Genomic DNA, 20,551 nt, shown 5'->3' on the forward strand with positions numbered 1-20,551 from the left:
CGTTTCTCCCGCTAGCCCTCGATATGTCCCAGCGGCAGGCCGGTGCTGTCCTTGACGTTGCGGATCTGCACCGAGGTGCGGAAATCGCCTACCACGTCGAGCGGGATCAGCTTGTCGGAGACAAAATCATTATAGGCGTCGATGTCCGGCATCACGACTTTGAGCAGATAATCGGACGGCCCGGTCATGGTGACCGCCTCGGTAACCTCGGGGAAGCTCTGGATCGCCGCCTCGAATTTCTCGAAATTGGCCTTGCGGGCCGGGGAAATCTTCACCTCGATATAGGCGGTGAACATGAGGCCGAGGGTGCGCCGGTCGAGCTGTACGGTGCGGCGACGGACTATGCCTTCAGTTTCCAGGCGCCGGATGCGGCGCCAGCAGGGTGAAGGGGTCAGCCCGACTATCTCGGCGATATCGGCCACGGAGCGGCCGGCATCTTCCTGCAGGGCTTCGAGAATGCGTACGTCAACGGAATCAAGATCGGCGATCATTTTTGCCCGAATCCCCAATTTTCGGCGAAATTAGTCCAACGCGGAGCGTTATCGATGGCGCATATGGCACATTGATCCAAGTCGATGCAAGGCTGGTGTTTGTGCAGGGGCTAGCCGCCGCCGCCGCCGCCATCGCCGCCGCCGCCATCACTGCCGCCGTCGAAGAAACCGCCTCCGCCGGTCCCGTCGCCTTTGCCCCGACCCGGATTGGCGCCCATGAAAGCGCCGAACAGGCCAAAGCCGGCACCGATGATCAGGAAGATGGGTTGCACGGCCAGCGCGGCGAGGATGGGGAGCGGATTGCGCTCACCAACGAAAAAGATGAAGCCGCCAAAAAAGACCGGGATGACCAATATCCCGATCAGCCCGCCAATAATGGCACCGGTTACGCGTTTCGACATGGATAGTCCTCTAGATCCCAAGGGCTGCAGCTAAGCCCGTTTTGGTGGCAAAAGACAATCACCGGCCTGCTTCGGCGTGCGCTGGGCGGGGCGGCGCTGATGATTTTTTGCGGCAAACATCCTTTGTTCGCGAAATTCATCCGCATCCAGGGCCGATAGGGCGCGCAAATGGCACATTGATCCAGCGCTGGACAAGGCCCTGCCATCCGCGTTAGACGCCCCTCGCGCGACCGGCATTCCCCGGGCGCGCATATCCAGGCAGTTCCGCCGCAGTCATCGCGAGAGCCCATGACGCAGACCGATCCCCGCTTCCACGTCCCCGCGCCGCACGCCCGGCCTGGTGACACGCCCGACTTCTCCCATATCGAGGTTCCGCCGGCCGGCGAAGCCAAGCGCCCCGAGCCGACCGTTGCGGCCCACGAGACGCGCGATCTGGCAACCGGTCTGGTGCGTGTGCTCGACCATAACCACCAGGCGGTGGGTGAGTGGGATCCGAAGCTGGACGCCGAGCCGCTGCGTGAAGGCCTGAAGCACATGGTGCTTACGCGTGTCTATGATGACCGCATGCTCAAGCTGCAGCGTCAGGGCAAGATGAGCTTCTATATGAAGTCGACCGGCGAAGAGGCGGTTGCCGTTGCCGCCGCCATGGCGCTGGACAAGGGCGATATGGTGTTTCCGTCCTATCGCCAGCAGGGCATCCTGTTCGCCCGTGGCCGCGACATTGTCGACATGATGTGTCACTGCATCTCCAACAGCCGTGACAATCTCAAGGGCCGCCAGCTGCCGGTGCATTACACTTGGGCAGAGGGCAATTTCTTCTCCATTTCGGGCAATCTGACGACTCAATTCCCGCAGGCTGTCGGTTATGCCATGGCTTGCCAGTACAAGGGCGAAAGCCAGATCGCGGCGAGCTGGATCGGTGAGGGCTCAACCGCGGAGGGCGATTTCCACGGCGCTCTGGTGCTGGCCTCGACCTATAAGGCGCCGGTCATTCTCAATGTCGTCAATAACCAGTGGGCGATCTCGACCTTTCAGGGCATTGCCGGTGGTCAGGCGGAAACCTTCGCCCTGAAAGGCCAGGGCTATGGTCTCGCCACGTTGCGCATCGACGGGAATGACTTCCTCGCCGTCTATGCCGCGACGCAATGGGCAGCCGAGCGCGCCCGCGCCGGTCTCGGGGCCACCGTGATCGAAAGCTATACCTATCGCGCCGACGCGCACTCCACCTCCGATGATCCGTCCGGCTATCGCCCCAAAGGCGAAGAAGCCAAATGGCCGCTGGGGGATCCGATCGAGCGTCTCAAACAGCACCTGATTGGCTTGGGTGAGTGGGATGAGGAGCGCCATGCGGCGCTCGAGAAGGAACTCGATGAGCTGGTGATCAAATCCTACAAGCAAGCGGAAAGCTTCGGCACGCTGCATGATGGCCCGCTCTCACCTGTCGAGAGCATTTTTGAAGATGTCTATGCCGAACCGGACTGGCGTCTGCGCCGTCAGCGTCAGGATCTGGGAGTTTAATCATGGCCAAGATGAACATGATCCAGAGCCTCAACTCGGCGCTCGATAATGCCATGGAGAAGGACCCGAACGTCATCTCCTTCGGTGAGGATGCCGGTTATTTCGGCGGCGTTTTCCGGGTCACCGCAGGCCTGCAGGAAAAATACGGTCTCGACCGCTCCTTTGACGCGCCGATCAATGAGGCGGCCATCACCGCCATGGCGATCGGCATGGCGGCCAAAGGGCTGCGTCCCGTCGCCGAGATCCAGTTTGCTGACTACATCTTCCCGGCGATCGACCAGATCGTATCCGAGCTGTCGCGCATCCGCTATCGCACGGCTGGCCAGTTCACCACGCCGGTCGTGGTGCGCACACCTTGCGGCGGCGGTATCCGCGGTGGTCAGACCCACTCGATGAGCCCGGAAGCCTTCTTCACCCAGGTGCCGGGCATCCAGGTGATCATGCCGTCCAACCCGTATGACGCCAAAGGCCTGCTGATCGCCGCGATCGAGAGCCCCGATCCGGTCGTCTTCTTCGAGCCCAAGCGTCTTTACAACGGCCCGTTTGACGGTGACCCGACCAAGGCACTGGAAACCTGGGCCAAGCATGAAAAGGGCGAAGTCCCGGAAGGCCACTACACCCTGCCGATCGGCAAGGCGGAAGTGGTACGCGAAGGCAATGATGTCACCATTGTCGCCTATGGCACGCTGGTCCATGTCGCCCTGGCCGCGGCCGAGCGCGAGGGCATTGATGCGGAAATCATCGATCTGAAAACCCTGGTGCCCTACGACATCGACACCATCGCCGCTTCGGTCAACAAGACCGGCCGCTGCGTTGTCTCCCAGGAAGCGCCGCGCACCTCGGGCTTTGCCGCCGAACTCGCCGCGCAGATCCAGGAAGAGTGTTTCTACGCGCTTGAGGCGCCGATCCAGCGCGTCACAGGCTGGGACACGCCTTACCCGCATGCACATGAATGGGCCTATTTCCCGGGCCCGCAGCGTTTCATCAACGCCATCCGCGAAGTTCTGGAGGCCTGATCATGAGCGAATATCGCTACAAGATGCCCGATGTCGGCGAAGGTATCGTCGAGGCGGAAATCGTCGAATGGCACGTCAAGGAAGGCGATACGGTCAGCGAGGACCAGCACGTCCTTGATGTGATGACCGACAAGGCGACGGTGGAGATTCCGTGCGCCGTGAACGGGACGGTGACCAAGCTGGTTGGCGCGCCGGGCGAGGTGATCGCGGTGGGCACCGAGATCATGTTCATCGCCGTTGATGGCGACGTCCCGGCCGAGGAAGAGGCCGCTCCGGCTGAAACGCCGGCTGAGGAAGCACCGAAAGAAGAGGCCAAGTCGGAGCCCAAGCCCGAACCGACACGGGCCGCTCCCGCAGCGCCGGCCGTGGCCTCTCGCCCGGAAGGCAGCCGCGTGCTGGCCAGCCCGGCCGTACGCAAGCGTGCGCTTGAAGCCGATATCGATCTTTATGCCGTTCCCGGGACCGGCCCGGCTGCGCGCGTCACCCATTCCGACCTGGATGATTTCATCGCCGCCGGTGGCCGTCTGGCCTCCAAGGCGGGCGGATCCGGGGCGGGTCGCGCGCCGCGCACGGGTGTGACGGAAGAGAAAATCATCGGCCTGCGCCGCCGCATTTCCGAAAACATGTCGCACGCCCAGCGCACCATTCCGGATATCGCCTATGTCGAGGAGATCGATGTCACGGCGCTGGAAGAGCTGCGCAAGCACCTCAATGCGACCAAGACGGACGACCAGGCCAAGCTGACCTTCATTCCCTTCCTGGTCATGGCGCTGACCAAGGCGCTGCCGGAAACGCCGCAGGCCAACAGCCATTTCGACGGCGTGAACATGGTGCTGACCAAGTTCGACGCGATCCATGCCGGTGTCGCCGCGGCGACGCCGAACGGCCTCATGGTCCCGGTCATCAAGCACGCTGAAGCGCTCGATATCTGGCAGATCGCCGGCGAGCTCAAGCGTCTCGGTGCCGCCGCCAAGGCCGGCAAGTGCACCAAGGACGAGCTGTCCGGTTCGACCATCACCATTACCTCGCTCGGCGCGATTGGTGGCCTGGTGACAACGCCGATCCTCAATGCTCCGGAAGTGTCGATCATCGGCGTCAATAAGATGCAGACCCTGCCGCGTTTTGATGACAATGGTCAGGTCGTGGCCCGCAAGGTGATGAACCTGTCGAGCTGTTTCGATCACCGCATCGTCGACGGCTATGACGCTGCCATGCTGATCCAGCGTGTGAAGGGCTATCTGGAAAACCCGGCGACGCTGTTCATGTAATGGCGCGGCTGGAAGATCGCCATCAGCATCGCCGCCGTTTTGATCGGCCTTCTGGGTTCGTTCTACGGGCTCGCTGGTCTGTTCGGACTGGCGTTTTTGGCTGGCGGCAGCTTCCTGCTGGAGTTGCTCGGCGCGGATCTCGACTATGCCGCCGGCGGCGAGACGGTCACAAGCCTGATCAGTGATGTGCTCGTCGGCGGATTGCTCATCTTCGGTGCCGTCTACGCGCTGGTGCGGGTCTGGCGGCACTAGGCCTAGGCCGTCTCTTCGCGCAGGCGGCGGCGATAAATTGAAGAGCGGGATGCGCTGATTGCGTGTTCCGCTTTTTTATTGGCTTGCCGCGGTATGGGCTTCCCACACCCTCCCGCTTGCTCTATACCCAATGTCACCAATGGTGACATAAGAGGCCGAGTCGATGGAAATCTATGACATGATCCGCCAGCACATGACCGATAATGTGCCCTTTGCCGGTTATATCGGGGTGGAGCTGGTGGAGTTGAATGGCGAGCGGGGTGTGGCCCGGCTGAGCAAGCGGCCCGAGGTCGAGAACCATATCCAGACCATGCATGCCGGCGCCATGTTCACGCTGGGGGAGGCCGCATCGGGCGCGGCGATGGGCGGATTGCTCGGTGATCAATTGCTGGCGGCGCGTCCGGTCGCGGCGAATGCGTCCATCCAGTATATCAAGACGGCCAAGACCGACCTGACCGCGATCGCCAAGGCGGGCGTGACCCAGGAAGCGGCCCTCGCGGCGTTGAACGATGACGGCAAGGTCGTCTTCGACGTCACTGTGGATTTCCTCGACACGGACGAGAACAAGTGCGCCGAGATGACGGTGGCGTGGCACATCAAGAAGCTGGGCTAGGTGGCGCGCCGCTATCATCATGGAGAGGTGCGGCCCGAGGCCATTACCGCAGCCTTGGTCCTGACCGAGGAGGGCGGTCCGGAGGCGGTCACCATGCGCGCTGTCGCTGCGCGTGTCGGGATCGACCATCGGGCGATCTACCGCCATTTCGATGACCGGGAGGGGCTCCTGGCAGAAGTGGCGGCCCTGGGCTTTGCGGACCTGCTCGAGGCAATGCAGGCCGCCGGTTCAACGCCCGACCTGACGCGCGATTTCAAGGTGGCGATCCGCTTCGCGCTGGCGCGGCCGAAACTATATGCCCTGATGCTCAGCCAGCCGCGGGAGCGGTTGTTTGAGGAGGGTGCGCCCGAGCAGAGCGTGCGGGCTCTGCTCGGGCACTTCATGATCGCGGGGCAGGCCCTGTTGGGGCCAGACGCGTCGGAAGACACCGTCCGCAGTCTGGTCTTTGCCGCGCTGGGGGCGAGTTACGGTCTGATTACCCTGGCCGCATCGATGACCCTGGCACCGCGCTCGCCGGACGCCCTGGAGGCCTTCTTGATCGAGCAGGTTACCGGCGTCATTGAAGGACAGGTTCTCCGCTTGACCCGAGCCTGAAAGCCGCGCCAATTAGATACATGCCTGAGCTCGTCAAACAGATCTGGTCCTTGACCATCAGCGCCATCGCCGTCTGGGGCGTTGGCGTCTTCCTGCTGATGTTCAACTATCAACGCCTCGGCATCGAGCCGCACAGCTTGCCCGGCATTGTGTTCGGCTCCGCCCTCGCGGTGATTATCGGCTCTGCCGCCTGGATTATCGGGCGACGGTTTCTGGTGCGGTAGCGCCTGACGGTTAGCTTTTTTCCGGTACTTGGCCGAAGAATCCGATCACCTGGGTGATGCGGCCCTCATCACTGACCTCGGTCACGTCAAAGCCCTCGAGCAGAAGTTTGCCGTCCTGGTGGATGGCCCAGTGATAGCGATAGAAGCCGTGCTGCCCGTCAACGCCGCTGGTGCGGGAATAGACGGCGCCGGGCAGATTGCCGCGCACCTCGTGCACATTGGCTTCGAAGCCTTCAATTCCGGTGACATCGATCGACGGGTCGACAAAGCGGACGTCCGGCGCAAGCGCCTTGTCGAGATAACCGCGTACCTGTGCCGGCTCCGCCGCATTCCAGGCCGCCAGCATGTGGTCGAGGGCTTCCGGGTAGTCCGTCATGACAGTCTCCATGATAAAACCGACACAGTGTCGGTATCTGTATCGGACACTGCAAAACCGACACGCAGTCTGTAAAGTGGCTTTATGACGACTCAAGCTGAACGCCGCGCTGCGACGCGGACCAAGATTGTCTCTGCCGCCCGGAGCAATTTCGCCATGACGGGATTCGAGGACACCCATACCGGTGACATCCTTGCCTCGGCCGGGGTGTCGCGCGGGGCCATGTATCATCACTTCCAGAGCAAGCGCGATGTGTTCGAGGCCGTCTTTATTACCGTCTCGGATGAGACCATTGCACGCTCGGCCCTTGATCGCAGTGCCGGGCCGTCTCCGCTGGAAGATCTGATAGAGGCCTGCCTGGCCTGGCTGCGTGTGGCGCGGGAGCCGGAGGTGGCGGCCATCCTGCTGGATGAGGGGCCGCAGGTTCTGGGCTGGAAGCGGGCGCGCGATCTTGAAGAGCAATCCAGTCTCGGCGTGATGAAGCGTGGTCTGGAGCGCGCCATCGAGGCGGGTGAGATCCAAGTCGGCTCTCTCGATCTGACGGCCCGTCTCGTCAATGCGCTGGTCGCGGAAATCGCGCTCAGCGCTCTGCATGCCGACCCGGCACCGCGGGCGCAGGAGCAAGAGCTCGCGCTGCGCGCATTCCTCAGCGGGCTGCGAACGCCCGCATAAAGCCCGCCCCCATCAAAGTCTGAGCACAAACCCTTTCACTTTGCGCCTTGAGAGGCTAAACGGCTCGCAACATTGAGCGCATTTGCGCACGTTTCTTTCTCAAGAGGCTTCTCCATGAAGACACGGTCTTGCCAGGTTCTCGTTATTGGTGGTGGTCCGGGCGGATATCCGGCAGCGATCCGCGCCGGTCAGCTGGGGCTGGATACGATTATCGTCGACAAGCACGGGCTCGGCGGTACCTGCCTGAACCGCGGCTGCATCCCCTCCAAGGCGATGATACATGCGGCGACCAAGTATGAGGAAATGGCCAAGCATGCCGAGGATGATGCGCTGGGCATCTCGCTCGCCGAAACGCCGAAGCTGGACATGGGCAAGCTGGTCGGATGGAAAGACGGGATCGTCTCCAAGCTGACCGGCGGTGTCGGTCAACTCCTCAAGGCCGCCGGTGCTGAGCACATTGCCGGCTGGGCCAATTTCAAGAATGCCAAAACCTGTGTCGTCGACATGGATAATGGCGAACAGGTCGAGATCACGGCGGAGCACGTGATCCTGGCGACCGGTTCGGTCGAGGTTGAACTGCCCTTCCTGCCGTTCGGCGACAAGGTGATCGGTTCCACTGACGCGCTTGATCTGGCCGAAAAGCCGGAGAAACTGGTTGTCGTCGGCGCCGGTTATATCGGGCTGGAACTTGGCATTGCCTTCCGCAAGCTGGGCTCTGAGGTGACCTTTATCGAAGCCTCGGACGGTATCCTGCCGCTCTATGACAAGGAGATCACCCGCCCCATCACCATGTGGCTGAAGAAGCACAAGGTGGCGGTGAACCTGTCGTGCAAGGCCAAGGGCATGTCCGAGAAAGACGGCATGGCCGTCCTCGAATATGAAGACGCCAAGGGCGCGTCGCAGACGATTGAAGCCGACAAGATCCTCGTCGCCGTCGGCCGTAAAGCCTGCCTGGATGGCTGGGGTCTGGAGAATATGGGCCTTGATCTCGACAATGGCCGTTTCATCAAGGTCGACGACCAGTGCCGTACCGGCATGCGCAATGTCTGGGCGATCGGCGATGTCGTCGGCGAGCCGCTACTGGCGCACAAGGCAACGGCCCAGGGCGAGCTGGTAGCCGAGCTCATCGCCGGTCATCGCCGTGTCTTCGACCCGGTCTCCATCGCCGCGGTCTGCTTTACCGAGCCGGAAGTCGTCGGTGTCGGCCTGACGCCGGACGAGGCCAAGGCCAAGGGCGAAGAGACCATTGTCGGCAAATTCCCGCTCGCTGCTTCCGGCCGCTACCTGTCCATGGAAGCGGGGACCGATGGCGGCTTCGTGCGCATCACGGCGCGCAAGTCTGACCATGTCGTGCTCGGCATTCATGCCGTCGGCACGCATGTCTCCGAGCTGTCCGGTGAATTTGCACTGGCGGTCGAGATGGGGGCGCGCCTGGAAGACATTTCCGGCACCATCCACGTCCACCCGACCCTGACCGAGGGCTTTGCCGAGGCGGCGCTGACGGCGCTGGGGCACCCGATCCACATCTCGGCACCGAAGAAGTAAGGGCGAGACGAGATGAGCGATCACCCGCTAGCCAGCCGGATGAGTACGCAGCGCCAGTTCGAGGGGGAGGGCGTTTGCTGCACCTCCTTCGAAACGGCTTTCCTGCGCACGCGGACGGCCGCGCCGGAGGAGATCGACGAGCTCGGTCACGTCAATAATGTCGTTTATCTGCGCTGGGTGCAGGATATTGCCATCACCCACTGGCACACGGTCTCGCCGCCGCAGCAGATCGAGAGTGATGTCTGGGTCGCGCTCAAACACACCATCGAATACCGCGACCCGATCCTGCCCGGCGAAACCGCCGAGATCCGCACCTGGCTCGGCAGGGTGCACGGGCCGCGCTTTGATCGCCATGTCGATATCCGCAAGCCCGGCGCCAAGCGCTTTTCCGCCCGGGCGACCACCGAATGGTGCCGCGTCGACACCGCCACGCGCCGCCCGAAGCGGGTCGGCGATGATGTGCTGGAGACGTTCGGGCTGAACGGCTTGCTTTAAGCGTGTGATTGAGCCAGCTTCTCGTTGGGAGGGGTTCGATGCGTTACCTGGTTGTTTTCGCTGCATTTGTTCTGGGGGTGCTGGGCAATGGTGTTGCCCAGGCGTGCATTGGGCCACCGCCGCACATGTATCAAGGGCATCTGGAAACAATTCGGGAAGCCGGATGGATCGCCCTCGCGCGCGCTGGACGCCATGATGAGAACGGGGGGATCGAGCTTGATGTCATTGAGTATCTCAAAGGCGAGGGCCTTGACGTCCTGACTTATGAACGGGCGCGTCCTGTTCGTCCGCTCCGCCACAGCAGGGATGCTGTGCCGTCCAATTTCTATGCACATGAGACGTCACAATTCTGGCGGCCAATGGGCGGGCGGGCGTCCAGTAACACCGGCTGCAACATTGTTCCGGATTTTGAGGCCGGGCAGACCTACCTCGTATTTGGCCCGCTCGATTACAATCTCGGTTTTGAAAATATAGCTGGTGAGGCGGATCACTGGTTGAGTTTCGTGCGTGAAGCGCTGGCCAATGAGACTATGGAGGGGCCGCAACAGGACTTGGGCGAATGGATCGGGCAAGTAGAGGCCATGATTCTCGTAACGGCTCGCTGGGATGACGGCGCAATCGAACTCAGCGAGCACGTGTTGTACGGCACCGAGGACAGCTATCTGAACACGGCCTATATCTGGCCCGAACAGGTATTCAGGCACCAGCTTAATCCGACTTGCGGAACTCCGGTCCAAAGAGACTCGCTTACAAGGTTGATCGTGATCGAACGGTTGCCGGATCGCCATGTTGAGAATAGCCAGGGCATATTGTGCCCGCTGCCAGGGCAGGCATTGGATATAGATGGTCCCCGTTACCCGCCTGGCGGAGAGTTTTTTACGACGGTGGATGCGAACGGCCGGTTCGCGACAAACGCGATGAGAGAGTTTAACGTGGTGAATAATCAGGTTGAGCTTCGGGAAAGGAGCCACCCCGGCTATTTCACACTGGATGGTGAGTTCTTGCCCCGAACTATCTCGCTGGATACGTTTCTGGATCAACTACCGGCACGTTGACGGCCGGCTTGCTTTAAAGCCGCCCGTCAATGCCGGCAGTCTGCGCGGCTTCGTTCAACTGATCGATCGTCATTTCGTCCAGCGGTACACCGTCGCGTTCGCGCTTTCCGCGCCAGGCGCGTTCGGCGTCGCCTGGGACGAGGACCGGGCTGTCCCAGTCCATCGGCGGAGACTGGGTGGCGTAATCGCTCATGGCGTCGATCTCTTCGGCCATCCAGGCCGGGTCACCGAAGGCGGCCGGGTCGATGAGGATGGAGAAGAGTGAGTTGAGAATGCCGCCGCGGCGCGCTTTGGCCGGCTGGATCGTGCCCGAGCGCGACAGGACGCCGGCCAGAAGCTCACAGGCGAAGGCGAGACCATAGCCCTTATGCCGTGCCATCGGGGTGAGGGCGCCCTTGACCTCGAAATCGCTCATGCCGCTCGGGTCGGTTGTTTCCATGCCGTGCTCATTGAGTAGCGCGCCCTTGGGCACGGTTAGCCCTTTATTGGCGGCGACCCGGACCTTGCCGAGGGCGATACGGCTGGTGGCCATGTCGAGCAGGAAGGGCCCGCGCGTATTGGAGGCGGGAAAACCGATACAGACCGGATTGGTACCGAAACGGGCATCAGATCCGCGGAAGGGCGCGACCAGCGGGGCGTGATCGGTAACGTTGATGAAATGCATCGATGCCAGGCCCTGGGCGCTCAGGCGTTCGGCATAGGCACCGACGCGGCCCAGATGGTGCGCATCGGCCAGTGTGGCGCAGCTCAGACCGTGGGCGCGCGCCTTCGGGGCTGCAAGGGCAAATAACGTCTCCGCGCTGGGCGCGCCCCAGCACGAATGCGCATGCATCTGGGTGAGCACGGTCGTGTCGGTGATCAATTCCGGCTCCCCATCCAGTTTAACCAGACCGGTCTGGGCGTGGCGGATATAGGCGGGCAGCAGGCCGACGCCGTGACTGTCATGACCGCTCAGATTGGCTTCGACGAGATGGTCGGCCACCCGCGCGGCATCCGCTTGCCTGGCCCCGGCCGTCATCAGCAGGCTTTGGGCGAAGGCGGTCAGGTCGGATACGGCGAAGCGGCGTTCATTGGCGATCATGGAGAAGCATCGTCTGAAAATAGGGGGAGCGGACGGGTCGATAAAAACAATTTGCTTTGTTTAGTCGAATATTAACTACACTTGAAAGCCAAACCCGTTCCGTTTTGGCACAGAACCGATTTGAGTAAAATTTTACCAATTTAAGTGATTGAATTTGTTCACGAAAAGAAATTCGCGCCGTGCTGAAAATTTCGCGCTGATTTAAAAGTTTAGCAACCGGTCTTTGGCATTCTTCATCACGTCGAGGCGGCAACAGCCTCGCAGAGATAACCCAGCGTCAGAAGAGGGTAATAAGCCCTGCGGCGCGACTTTGAGATGGATGAGGGAATGTCGATGAAAACGGCAGGTATCATGTTTATTGCAGCGGCCATGACGGCGATGAGCTTCGCGGCTGCACCGGCGAGCGCCCAGGATCGCGAGCGTACAGCTGTGGAAGCACCGTCCTACCCGCGTAGTGCTGAGCGCCGCGGTATCGAAGGTTATGCCGTGGTCCAGTATTCTGTGGCCGAAGACGGCAGCGTTCAGAACGCGACGGTGGTCGATTCCCAGCCGGAAGGTATTTTTGACCGCGCCGTAATCCGCGCCATCGAGGGCTGGGCCTACGCTCCGGCCGCGGCGGTGACCGAAGGAATGGAGCAGCGCTTCGATTTTAATCTGGGCGGCTAAAGTTAATCCAGACAACGCAATTCGGCATCAGAACTGAAACGCGAAAATAACAATAAGAATTCATTTACGGCGGCGCGGTAGCGTCGCCGTGATTTTTTGTAATTGCCGACTCGTTGTCGGGAGGATCTGAGGCCATGAATTCCTTTTTCGCCACCCTGTCTGAGAAGACATCCAGTATCCGCGTTCGTCTGCTTGCCGCCTTCGGGCTGTCGGCGGCAATGACCCTGATCGCGGCCGGTGTTGGCGTGTTTGGATTTAACTCAGCAAACAGCGCGGTCGAGGAAATCTCCAGCCGCTCCATCCCGGAGCTGCAGGCAGCGGCGACGCTGAGTGAAGAAAGCCAGGCTGTCGCCGAGGGGCTACAGGCCTTCGCGCTCTCGCCGACCGTTGAGGCGCGCCTGGCCAATTATACCCGCCTGACCGAAATGCGCGATCGCCTCCTCGCGGACCTTTCGGCCCTGCGTCAGATGTCCGGCAATGCCGAAACCGCCCAGCTTGCGACGGCTGCCCAGGAGCTCGCGACCCTCGTTGATACGATGAATGAGGTTGTCGGTGAGCGCCTGCAGATTCGCGACCGCCGCTGGTATGTAACCAGCCAGGCGCGCGAGGCCCGTATCACCCTCACCGAAAGCGTTGAGGGTGCGCTCGATGACAGCGATGAAGCCGATATCGAAAGCCTTCTGCGCACGCTCGTCGCAGCCAACCAGATCCTGATCCAGTATACCGAGACCGATGTCGCAGCCTCTGCCGGCGAAGTCGATGCGCTGTTCGACGACTTCGACATGGCCCTTGGCGAGCTGGATGTGAACATTGCCATTCTCGGCGCTATCGTGACCGACGAAATGCGCGCCAGCGCCAATGCTCTGCTGAGCTATGGCGAAGGCAATGGCGGCGTTTTTGAACTTCGTAAATCCGAGCTTCAGGCTGTTGCCGAAGCCGAACGCGTCTCCGAAGAAGCCCGTGTCGCCGCTGAAACCCTGCTGGCGCGTGCCGACGACTTCAAAGGCCAGGTTGATGGCCGCGTTGAAGCCGCGACGGCCAATGCCAATAGTGCGGTTCTGACCGGTCGCATTCTGCTGATCGCTATTGCTGCGATCGGCCTTGTGATCGCGGCTGCCATCGCCTGGTTCTATGTCTCCAACATGGTTCTGGCCCGCCTGAGCGCCATGGCCCGCACAATGAGTGCGCTGGCTGAGGGCAATAGCGAAGTCCATCTCGGCTTTACGCCGGGCCGCGACGAGATTGGCGATATGGCGCGCTCCGTTGACGTCTTCCGCCAGAACGCTATCGAGCGGGCTCGCCTGGAAGCGGAAACCGAAGAAGAGCGCCGCATGAAGGAAAAGCGTTCTGCAGCCGTGGAAAGCCTTATCCAGGCCTTCGAAGACGCCTCGACCAGCGCGCTTGGACAGGTCAACGAGGCCGCGACGCAGATGGAAACCGCGGCCCGCGCCATGAGCTCGACTGCTGCGGCGACCACCGGCAAGTCCGCTGCCGTGGCACAGGCCTCGGAAGGGGCGTCCCAGAACGTTCAGACCGTGGCCGCTGCCGCCGAGGAAATGGTGTCCTCGATCGGCGAGATCAGCCAGCAGATTTCCCGCTCCACCGAAATCGCCGGCAATGCCGTCGACCAGGTCGAACAGACCAATGTCGATGTGCAGGCGCTCAATGATGCGGCCAAGAGCATCGATGACATCGTCAACCTGATCAACGACATCGCTGAACAGACCAACCTCCTGGCGCTGAACGCGACCATCGAGGCGGCACGCGCCGGTGAAGCCGGCAAGGGCTTCGCGGTCGTGGCCTCTGAGGTGAAAGCCCTGGCCAGCCAGACGGGCAGTGCGACGCAGAACATCTCCGAGCATATCGGTGGTATCCAGTCTGCGACCTCCAAGGCGGTTGAAGCCATGGGCTCGATCGGCGGCACCATCCATGAGATGAGCGAGATCGCGACGGCCATTGCTGCGGCGATGGAAGAGCAGCGCGCTGCGGCCAGCGAGATCACCCGTTCGGCCCAGGAAGCCGCTGACGGTACCCGCGAGGTCTTCTCCAACATCCAGGAAGTCGATCAGGCGACCTCGGAGACCGGCGAAAGCGCAGGCCAGGTGCTCGAAGCTTCGCTGGCTGTATCGCGACAGTCGGAGACGCTGAAGTCTTCCGTCGAGACCTTCCTTGACGAGGTCCGCACCGCTTAATTGCAGATCAACTGAAATCCGCCACCGCCTGCGGCTTGCCAGCCGCGGGCGGTGCGCGTATATGCCGATCCTCCCTTAGCGGGGAACACGTGTGGCGAGGTAGCTCAGCTGGTTAGAGCGCACGACTCATAATCGTGAGGTCGAGAGTTCAAGTCTCTCCCTCGCCACCACCAAACTCCTTCCCGAGACAGACCAGATCAACTCGCCGTGAAGCGCGCTTCTGTCGCGTTTCCCTCTTGGCGCGGGCGACCTATATCAGCGCTGTGACCAACAGGAGCGGGCGCATGTCCACTGGAACAGTTTTGTCGGTGTTTGCCGGCGCGATCATCATTCTTGCCGGAATTGCCTATCTCGTCGCGGGGGCCAGCATTCTTCCGGAAACCGGAATGAGCGGTCATGGCTGGTTCGCACTGATTCTCGGCTCCGTCGTGTCACTATTGGTCGGAGGCGGGCTCGCCGCTGTACTGATCATCAGTCGCCGCCGCGGTTTCGATGAGGCGGCTCACGAGGTCTATAAAGAGCTGGAAGACCGCTAGAAACGCGTTGAGCCCGGCCTTGGTGCCGAGCTCATCGGGTACCGTCACCGCGCTTGTGAGCGCTTAGTAACGCCGGTCCCGCCGGTCTTCGCGGCGGTCGCGGACGTCTTCGCGGGCATCGCGGATATCCTCGCGAATATCAAAGTAGTCCTCGATCAGATCAGCCGGACCGGTGAAACGCCGGGCGTCACGAATGTCTTCGCGCCGGTCACGGATATCCTCACGTGCATCGCGGCGATCCTCCCGGCGATCAAAGACATCCTCGATGCGGTCGCGGGCGTCATGGGCACGAGGATGATACGGGTGGGCATAAGCCGGCGCTGCTGTGCTGGCCGCTATCAAGGCGATCGCAATGAACTTGTAGGGCATGGCATGTCCTTCACTGTTTGCGTGTCCCTCGCATGAGTCGAACGCAAGGATCAGAACATTCCGTCGGTCGACGCTCAGGCCGCCTTGCGATTCACCCGCCGGTCCATGGCCAAGGCCTCATTAATCGCTGCAAACAGCGCTTCGCGGTCGATCGGTTTGGCGACATGGGCATTCATCCCGGCAGCGCGGCACCGTTCTGCGACGCCCGAGAGCGCATGGGCCGTCAGGGCGATAATCGGCACCGTCGCCGCATCGCTCTGCAGGTCCCGGATAGCGCGTGTGGCCTCCAGGCCGTCCATTACCGGCATTTCCATGTCCATCAGGACAAGATCATAGGCGCGCGCCCTGACCGCCTCCAGCGCCTGTTTGCCGTCGTCGACACAATCCGCCTCTAACCCTTTCAGCTTGAGAAAGCCCTGGGCGACGGCCTGATTGACCGCATTGTCCTCGGCGATGAGGATCCGGGGGGCGGAGGCTGTGGCCTGCTCGACATGCGGCGTTGACGGAGCTGGTGCAACCGTCTCTCCCGCCTTGTGAACCTGCAGCGGGACCTCGAACCAGAAGACCGAGCCTTCGCCTTCCGCCGAGCGGAAGCCGATCGTTCCGCCCATCAATTCGACCAGCCGTTTGCAGATGGCCAATCCCAGCCCGCTACCGCCATGCCGTCGCGTTGTGTCAGCATCAGCCTGGGTAAAGGCGCTGAATAACCCGTCCTGGGCGCTGGAGCAGATGCCGCAGCCGGTGTCGTGGACTTCCAGGCGCATGACCGACCGCTTGCGGCCGATATCGTGAAACGCCATGGAGACGTCGACCGTTCCTTCATCGGTGAACTTGATCGCATTGCCGATGAGATTGAACAGGACCTGTTTGAGCCGGACCGCGTCACCGCGGAATTCCCGTTCGGCCGCACCGTTGACCTCAATGGTAAAATCGACCGTCTTCTGATCGGCCCGGGCCTGCCACAGCGTCTGGGCATCGCGGGCCAGCTGGCCTGGTTCGAAGGGCTGGATATCGAGTTCCATCTTGCCCGCCTCGATCTTGGACAGATCGAGAATGTCATTGAGCAGACGCATCAGGATCTGTCCGCTATCGTCGATCACCCGGACAAACTCGCTCTGATCTTTATCGAGACGGGTCGCAGCCAGTAGCTGGGTAATGCCGAGAACACCGTTCAGCGGGGTGCGGATTTCATGGCTCATCGTGGCCAGGAAGTCCGACTTGGCTTTGGATGCTGCGAGGGCTTCAATCCGGGCCCGTCCGAGCTGCTCGGTCAGGGCGGAGAGTTTGTGATTGCGTTCTTCGGACTCCCGCGCCATGGCGGTGAAGAGTTCCAGCGATGTCCCCACGCCGACGAACTCGCCCTGTCGAACCGCGATGAACCCGTCCATCAGTGCGGACGGCTTGTCTCGTACGATCTGGGTGTTGAGCTCTTCGACCGGCAGCCCGGCCTCGACGATCAGCGGTTCCTTGTTCATCAGGTATGTGATCGGCCGTTTGGAGAACAGCGCCCGGCCATGCCGGTCCGCCATGCGAAGGAAGAACTGATCGCGCGTGACCAGTCCGACAGGCTTGCGGTTGTCCACCACGGCGACAACCAACAGGTCATCATCGTGGGAGAACAGGTCATAGACTTCTTCGCCGCGCGCGGCCGGCGCCACTGTCGGCGCATCCACGAGCACATCACGAACCAAGCGGCTCATACTCACACCCCAAAATCATCCGCAGTAAATATAGGCAGATGGGGGCTTCGTTTTCGTTAAGCGCGCAGCCGGTGAGAAAACAATCGTGAGAGTATCACATGGGCTTAGGTGCTTTGGCCGCAAGCCATTCGAGATAGGGCTGATGCGATCCGTCCGCTTGGATGTCCAGAACGGCGAAGCATGGAACATCATAGGGATGCAGCGTGAGGAAACGCTGGCGCAAGGGCGCCAGGCTGGACGCTGAGGCTTTCAGGATCATCACCGTCTCTCGCTCTTCCTGCACCTCGCCCTCCCAGACATACAGGCTGGTCATTTCCGGCTGGATATTGGCGCAGGCGCACAGGCCGTCACCGACCAGGGTCCGCGCCGCGACGGCGGCACTCTCTGCGTCCGGCCAGGTGGTGTAGATCCAGTGATAGGCGGGCATGGCTATCTCTCCTCGAGGCGCCTATATAACGGCGCCATGACTGATACGTCGAACCTTGAAACCGCGCTGGTGCTGTTCTCCGGCGGCCAGGACAGCGCCACCTGCCTCGCCTGGGCGCTGGATCGCTATGCCCGTGTCGAGACGGTCGGCTTTGAATATGGCCAGCGTCACGGTGTTGAAATGCAGGCCCGGCTCGATGTCCGTGGCTCCATGGCGGCACAGTTTCCGCATTGGGGCGAGCGGCTGGGCGAGGATTATGTGATCGACCTCGCCGGCTATGGAGCGATCGCCGAAAGCGCCCTGACCGCTGACCGGGCCATCGAGATGCAGGAAAACGGCCTGCCTTCGACCTTCGTGCCCGGCCGCAATCTGGTCTTCCTCACGGTGGCCTCCGCGCTGGCGTATCGCCGCGGGCATGACGTCATGGTGGGCGGAATGTGCGAGACGGATTTCTCCGGTTATCCCGATTGCCGGCGCGAGACGATAGATGCCATGCAATCGGCCCTGTCGCTGGGTCTGGATCGCAAGATCGCGCTGGAAACGCCGCTCATGTTTATCGACAAGAGCGAAACCTGGGCCCTGGCGCACAAGCTCGGCGGTGCGGAACTGGTTGAGCTGATCCGCCATGACACCCATACCTGCTATACCGGCGACCGCTCTACGCTGCACGCGTGGGGGCATGGCTGCGGTGTTTGTCCGGCCTGTGAGCTGCGCGCTCGCGGCTGGGAAGGGTGGACGCAGGCCGCATGACCTACTCCGTCAAGGAAATCTTCCTCACCGTCCAGGGTGAGGGTGCCCAGGCCGGCCGACCGGCCGTATTCATGCGCTTTGCCGGCTGTAATCTCTGGAGCGGCCGTGAAGCCGATCGTGCCAGTGCGATCTGCCGTTTCTGTGACACTGATTTCGTCGGCACGGACGGGCCGGGCGGCGGCAAGTTCGTCGACGCGGCCAGCCTGGCCGAGACGGTGGCGTCCTACTGGCCGGGTGGCGGGACGCCCCTGGTCGTCTGCACCGGTGGTGAGCCGCTGTTACAGCTGGACACGCCGCTGATTGACGCCCTGCACGCAGCCGGGTTCGAGATCGCGGTGGAGACCAACGGAACGGTGAAAGCTCCGGCGGGGATCGACTGGATTACCGTCAGCCCGAAAGCCACCGCAGAGGTCATTCAGACCCGTGGTGATGAGCTGAAACTGGTTTATCCGCAGGACGAGATCAAACCGGAAGACGTCGAGCATCTCGACTTCAAGCGCTTCTCGCTTCAGCCCATGGATGGTCCGGCGATGATGGAGAATGCCCAGGCGGCGTTTGAATACTGTCTTCAACACCCCAAATGGGTGCTCAGCCTGCAGACCCATAAATGGATCGGCGCGCCCTGATTTCGGGTTATGCGTCAGACAGGAAAAAAGGGCCTGCCCGACGGCAAGCCCTTTTTTGTGTCAGATCGCTGTCAGCGGATCATGACCCGGCGCGGAGGTGATCGTGTACATCACCGCGAACGCGACGGGAAAAGCGGTCAAAGGCTTTGCGGGCATCATACCAGGTCGATGCGCCATAGACTTCGCGCAGGCTTGAAGAGGACCAGGAATACTCGAAATCCTCGATCACCGAGCCGTCAGCACTGACCAGCACCGCTTCAAGATCGGCACCGCCCAAGCTGATGCTCTGCGAGGACAAGCCTACCCGGTCGCGCAATTGCTGGAAGGTCGGCCGGTTCGGCTCGGCGTCCAACAGGGTCACTTCCAGCCGCGTGCCGTCAGCCATTTCGATACCGCGCAGGGCCTGCTCCAGATCCTGTGTGAGGTAACCGGCCAGGCGCTCCAGCTCGCGTTCGCCATATTCATCGGCTTTCTCGAGCAATTCATCGCCAAAAGCGATCGGGGCAATATCAATAGGTTCATCCGCCAGCGCTGCACCGGACATGGCAGCGGCAGCAAGGCAGGCTAGAATAGTGCGCGTCATAGGCGCCTCCGTTTGCTTTACCCATCCCTCGAAAGGCGATGCTAGCAAACGTTGCAGGCGGATGTCACGTTAACGATGGCAGGCAAGTTGACGCGCTGTGGCGGTGTCCTCAGCGATCGTCATCATCATCGTCCCCGCCCGGGGTGACGACGTCGATCGCTGCGCCGGTTACATCAACGGCCGCTTCGACTGTATTGCCCACGGTACCGATAGCGACATCGGCGGCCAGGCTGGCAGCGCCGATGGCGAGACAGCCATTCAGGGCCGGAGCAGCGAGAAGCAGAAAAACAAGCGGGCGAAGCCGGCGCATGGAAACCTCCAGGGATCGATGCACCAGACTTCGCCTACTCCTATTGCGGAAGTGTGAAAACCGCCGCCTTATTGCTGCTGATTACTTGGTTTCCACCAGCACCAGCTCGGTGTCTTCATCGGCCTCGATGACGATCTCGCCGACATCGCGGATCGCGGCACCATCACGGGCCTTGAGGCTTTCACCATTGACCGTGGCCGAACCTGTGGCCAGGACCAGATAGGCTTGGCGGTCCTGGGGCAGGGCGTGGGTGACGGTCTTGCCGGCTTCAACCGTGGCGCCGAGCACTTTGGCATCGGCGCGGATCATCAGCCCGCCATCGCGCTCCGGATTGCCCGAGGCGAGGACGACAAAATCACCGGCGCTCTCGCCCTTGGGAAACTCCATCGCATCCCAGCGCGGTTCACCGCCGGAGGTTTCCGGGATGATCCAGATCTGGAAGATCCGGGTCAGTTCATCCTCGCGGTTGAACTCGGAATGGTAGATGCCCGAACCGGCCGACATGACCTGGACATCGCCGGCTTCGGTGCGGCCTTCATTGCCCAGATTGTCGCGGTGGGTAATGGCGCCGTCGCGGACATAGGTGATGATTTCCATATCCTTGTGCGGGTGCGGCGCGAAGCCTTCGCCCGGCTGGATTTCATCATCATTCCAGACGCGCAAAGCGCCCCATCCGATCCGCTTCGGGTCAAAATAACCGCCGAAGCTGAAATGGTGTTTGGCGTTCAGCCACTCATTTTGAAAGCGGCCAAGGCTGTCAAAGGAACGTTTCTCGATCATGGTTTTGCTCC

At 61.6% G+C, this 20,551-nt stretch carries 26 protein-coding genes and 1 tRNA gene; 17 read left to right on the forward strand and 10 right to left on the reverse strand.

The features are described 5' to 3' along the window. Positions 1 to 11 precede the first annotated feature (11 nt). Complete coding sequence (locus Q1V57_RS07265; RefSeq protein ID WP_300529171.1) at positions 12 to 491, reverse strand: Lrp/AsnC family transcriptional regulator; 480 nt, start codon at positions 489 to 491, stop codon at positions 12 to 14. A gap of 110 nt (positions 492 to 601) precedes the next feature. Beyond that, a complete protein-coding gene (locus Q1V57_RS07270; protein ID WP_300529173.1) occupies positions 602 to 892 on the reverse strand; it encodes a hypothetical protein in 291 nt (96 codons plus the stop codon). Positions 893 to 1,180: 288 nt separating this feature from the next. On the opposite strand from Q1V57_RS07270, the gene Q1V57_RS07275 reads away from it, so the two are divergent. From Q1V57_RS07275 to Q1V57_RS07305, 7 genes are all read left to right on the forward strand, one after another. Further along, complete coding sequence (locus Q1V57_RS07275; protein ID WP_300529175.1) at positions 1,181 to 2,410, forward strand: thiamine pyrophosphate-dependent enzyme; 1,230 nt, start codon at positions 1,181 to 1,183, stop codon at positions 2,408 to 2,410. Between the two features lie 2 nt (positions 2,411 to 2,412). After that, complete coding sequence (locus Q1V57_RS07280; protein WP_300529177.1) at positions 2,413 to 3,426, forward strand: alpha-ketoacid dehydrogenase subunit beta; 1,014 nt, start codon at positions 2,413 to 2,415, stop codon at positions 3,424 to 3,426. Between the two features lie 2 nt (positions 3,427 to 3,428). Continuing rightward, positions 3,429 to 4,694 carry a dihydrolipoamide acetyltransferase family protein gene (locus Q1V57_RS07285; RefSeq protein WP_300529179.1) on the forward strand — a complete coding sequence of 422 codons (1,266 nt, stop codon included), beginning with the start codon at positions 3,429 to 3,431 and terminating at the stop codon, positions 4,692 to 4,694. A 39-nt stretch (positions 4,695 to 4,733) separates the two neighbouring features. Continuing rightward, on the forward strand, positions 4,734 to 4,946 hold the full coding sequence (locus Q1V57_RS07290) for a hypothetical protein (RefSeq protein WP_300529181.1): 213 nt from the start codon (positions 4,734 to 4,736) through the stop codon (positions 4,944 to 4,946). A gap of 163 nt (positions 4,947 to 5,109) precedes the next feature. Further along, positions 5,110 to 5,559: a DUF4442 domain-containing protein gene (locus tag Q1V57_RS07295; RefSeq protein WP_300529183.1), complete on the forward strand. Its 450-nt coding sequence runs from the start codon at positions 5,110 to 5,112 to the stop codon at positions 5,557 to 5,559. Then, the gene (locus Q1V57_RS07300) at positions 5,560 to 6,153 is read left to right on the forward strand and encodes a TetR/AcrR family transcriptional regulator (RefSeq protein WP_300529185.1); all 594 of its coding nucleotides are present in this window, start codon (positions 5,560 to 5,562) and stop codon (positions 6,151 to 6,153) included. A 20-nt stretch (positions 6,154 to 6,173) separates the two neighbouring features. Further along, positions 6,174 to 6,377 carry a hypothetical protein gene (locus Q1V57_RS07305; protein ID WP_300529186.1) on the forward strand — a complete coding sequence of 68 codons (204 nt, stop codon included), beginning with the start codon at positions 6,174 to 6,176 and terminating at the stop codon, positions 6,375 to 6,377. A gap of 10 nt (positions 6,378 to 6,387) precedes the next feature. Here the strand turns inward: Q1V57_RS07305 and Q1V57_RS07310 are convergent, their stop codons facing one another. Continuing rightward, positions 6,388 to 6,753, reverse strand: a complete 366-nt coding sequence (locus tag Q1V57_RS07310) for a nuclear transport factor 2 family protein (protein ID WP_300529188.1) — start codon at positions 6,751 to 6,753, stop codon at positions 6,388 to 6,390. Positions 6,754 to 6,837: 84 nt separating this feature from the next. Between Q1V57_RS07310 and Q1V57_RS07315 the strand changes: the two genes are divergently transcribed. From Q1V57_RS07315 to Q1V57_RS07330, 4 genes are all read left to right on the forward strand, one after another. After that, positions 6,838 to 7,425 (forward strand): TetR/AcrR family transcriptional regulator, encoded by a 588-nt coding sequence (locus Q1V57_RS07315; RefSeq protein WP_300529190.1) that lies wholly within the window; start codon positions 6,838 to 6,840, stop codon positions 7,423 to 7,425. A 114-nt stretch (positions 7,426 to 7,539) separates the two neighbouring features. Then, positions 7,540 to 8,970, forward strand: a complete 1,431-nt coding sequence (gene lpdA, locus Q1V57_RS07320; RefSeq protein ID WP_300529192.1) for a dihydrolipoyl dehydrogenase — start codon at positions 7,540 to 7,542, stop codon at positions 8,968 to 8,970. A gap of 12 nt (positions 8,971 to 8,982) precedes the next feature. Beyond that, the gene (locus Q1V57_RS07325; RefSeq protein WP_300529194.1) at positions 8,983 to 9,465 is read left to right on the forward strand and encodes a thioesterase family protein; all 483 of its coding nucleotides are present in this window, start codon (positions 8,983 to 8,985) and stop codon (positions 9,463 to 9,465) included. Between the two features lie 38 nt (positions 9,466 to 9,503). Continuing rightward, positions 9,504 to 10,520: a hypothetical protein gene (locus tag Q1V57_RS07330; RefSeq protein WP_300529196.1), complete on the forward strand. Its 1,017-nt coding sequence runs from the start codon at positions 9,504 to 9,506 to the stop codon at positions 10,518 to 10,520. Between the two features lie 13 nt (positions 10,521 to 10,533). Here Q1V57_RS07330 and Q1V57_RS07335 read toward each other — a convergent pair whose 3' ends face one another. Beyond that, on the reverse strand, positions 10,534 to 11,601 hold the full coding sequence (locus tag Q1V57_RS07335; RefSeq protein WP_300529198.1) for a malate/lactate/ureidoglycolate dehydrogenase: 1,068 nt from the start codon (positions 11,599 to 11,601) through the stop codon (positions 10,534 to 10,536). A gap of 327 nt (positions 11,602 to 11,928) precedes the next feature. Here Q1V57_RS07335 and Q1V57_RS07340 point away from each other — a divergent pair, with 327 nt between their 5' ends. From Q1V57_RS07340 to Q1V57_RS07355, 4 genes are all read left to right on the forward strand, one after another. Next, positions 11,929 to 12,267: an energy transducer TonB gene (locus Q1V57_RS07340; RefSeq protein ID WP_300529200.1), complete on the forward strand. Its 339-nt coding sequence runs from the start codon at positions 11,929 to 11,931 to the stop codon at positions 12,265 to 12,267. 134 nt (positions 12,268 to 12,401) lie between these two features. After that, positions 12,402 to 14,459: a methyl-accepting chemotaxis protein gene (locus Q1V57_RS07345; protein WP_300529202.1), complete on the forward strand. Its 2,058-nt coding sequence runs from the start codon at positions 12,402 to 12,404 to the stop codon at positions 14,457 to 14,459. A 93-nt stretch (positions 14,460 to 14,552) separates the two neighbouring features. Continuing rightward, positions 14,553 to 14,629 (forward strand) — tRNA-Met (locus Q1V57_RS07350). Between the two features lie 114 nt (positions 14,630 to 14,743). Then, positions 14,744 to 14,995, forward strand: coding sequence for a hypothetical protein (locus Q1V57_RS07355; protein WP_300529204.1), 252 nt, complete (start codon positions 14,744 to 14,746; stop codon positions 14,993 to 14,995). 63 nt (positions 14,996 to 15,058) lie between these two features. Here Q1V57_RS07355 and Q1V57_RS07360 read toward each other — a convergent pair whose 3' ends face one another. From Q1V57_RS07360 to cutA, 3 genes are all read right to left on the reverse strand, one after another. Next, a complete protein-coding gene (locus tag Q1V57_RS07360; RefSeq protein WP_300529206.1) occupies positions 15,059 to 15,364 on the reverse strand; it encodes a hypothetical protein in 306 nt (101 codons plus the stop codon). A 74-nt stretch (positions 15,365 to 15,438) separates the two neighbouring features. Beyond that, positions 15,439 to 17,064, reverse strand: a complete 1,626-nt coding sequence (locus Q1V57_RS07365) for an ATP-binding protein (protein ID WP_300529208.1) — start codon at positions 17,062 to 17,064, stop codon at positions 15,439 to 15,441. Between the two features lie 94 nt (positions 17,065 to 17,158). Then, complete coding sequence (cutA, locus tag Q1V57_RS07370) at positions 17,159 to 17,491, reverse strand: divalent-cation tolerance protein CutA (protein ID WP_300529210.1); 333 nt, start codon at positions 17,489 to 17,491, stop codon at positions 17,159 to 17,161. 36 nt (positions 17,492 to 17,527) lie between these two features. Here cutA and queC point away from each other — a divergent pair, with 36 nt between their 5' ends. Then, positions 17,528 to 18,241 (forward strand): 7-cyano-7-deazaguanine synthase QueC, encoded by a 714-nt coding sequence (gene queC, locus Q1V57_RS07375; protein WP_300529212.1) that lies wholly within the window; start codon positions 17,528 to 17,530, stop codon positions 18,239 to 18,241. Continuing rightward, positions 18,238 to 18,867 (forward strand): 7-carboxy-7-deazaguanine synthase, encoded by a 630-nt coding sequence (gene queE / locus Q1V57_RS07380; protein ID WP_300529214.1) that lies wholly within the window; start codon positions 18,238 to 18,240, stop codon positions 18,865 to 18,867. The genes queC and queE overlap by 4 nt, the downstream gene beginning before the upstream one ends. 79 nt (positions 18,868 to 18,946) lie before the next feature. Here the strand turns inward: queE and Q1V57_RS07385 are convergent, their stop codons facing one another. The 3 genes from Q1V57_RS07385 to Q1V57_RS07395 all read right to left on the reverse strand — a co-directional run bounded on the left by Q1V57_RS07385 (position 18,947) and on the right by Q1V57_RS07395 (position 20,540). Then, the gene (locus Q1V57_RS07385) at positions 18,947 to 19,450 is read right to left on the reverse strand and encodes a hypothetical protein (protein WP_300529216.1); all 504 of its coding nucleotides are present in this window, start codon (positions 19,448 to 19,450) and stop codon (positions 18,947 to 18,949) included. 109 nt (positions 19,451 to 19,559) lie between these two features. After that, the gene (locus Q1V57_RS07390) at positions 19,560 to 19,760 is read right to left on the reverse strand and encodes a hypothetical protein (RefSeq protein ID WP_300529218.1); all 201 of its coding nucleotides are present in this window, start codon (positions 19,758 to 19,760) and stop codon (positions 19,560 to 19,562) included. Positions 19,761 to 19,841: 81 nt separating this feature from the next. After that, positions 19,842 to 20,540 carry a pirin family protein gene (locus Q1V57_RS07395; protein WP_300529220.1) on the reverse strand — a complete coding sequence of 233 codons (699 nt, stop codon included), beginning with the start codon at positions 20,538 to 20,540 and terminating at the stop codon, positions 19,842 to 19,844. Positions 20,541 to 20,551 lie beyond the last annotated feature (11 nt).

Origin of the sequence: Maricaulis sp. (genome assembly GCF_030149425.1) — a bacterium.
Taxonomy (GTDB): Bacteria; Pseudomonadota; Alphaproteobacteria; order Caulobacterales; family Maricaulaceae; genus Maricaulis.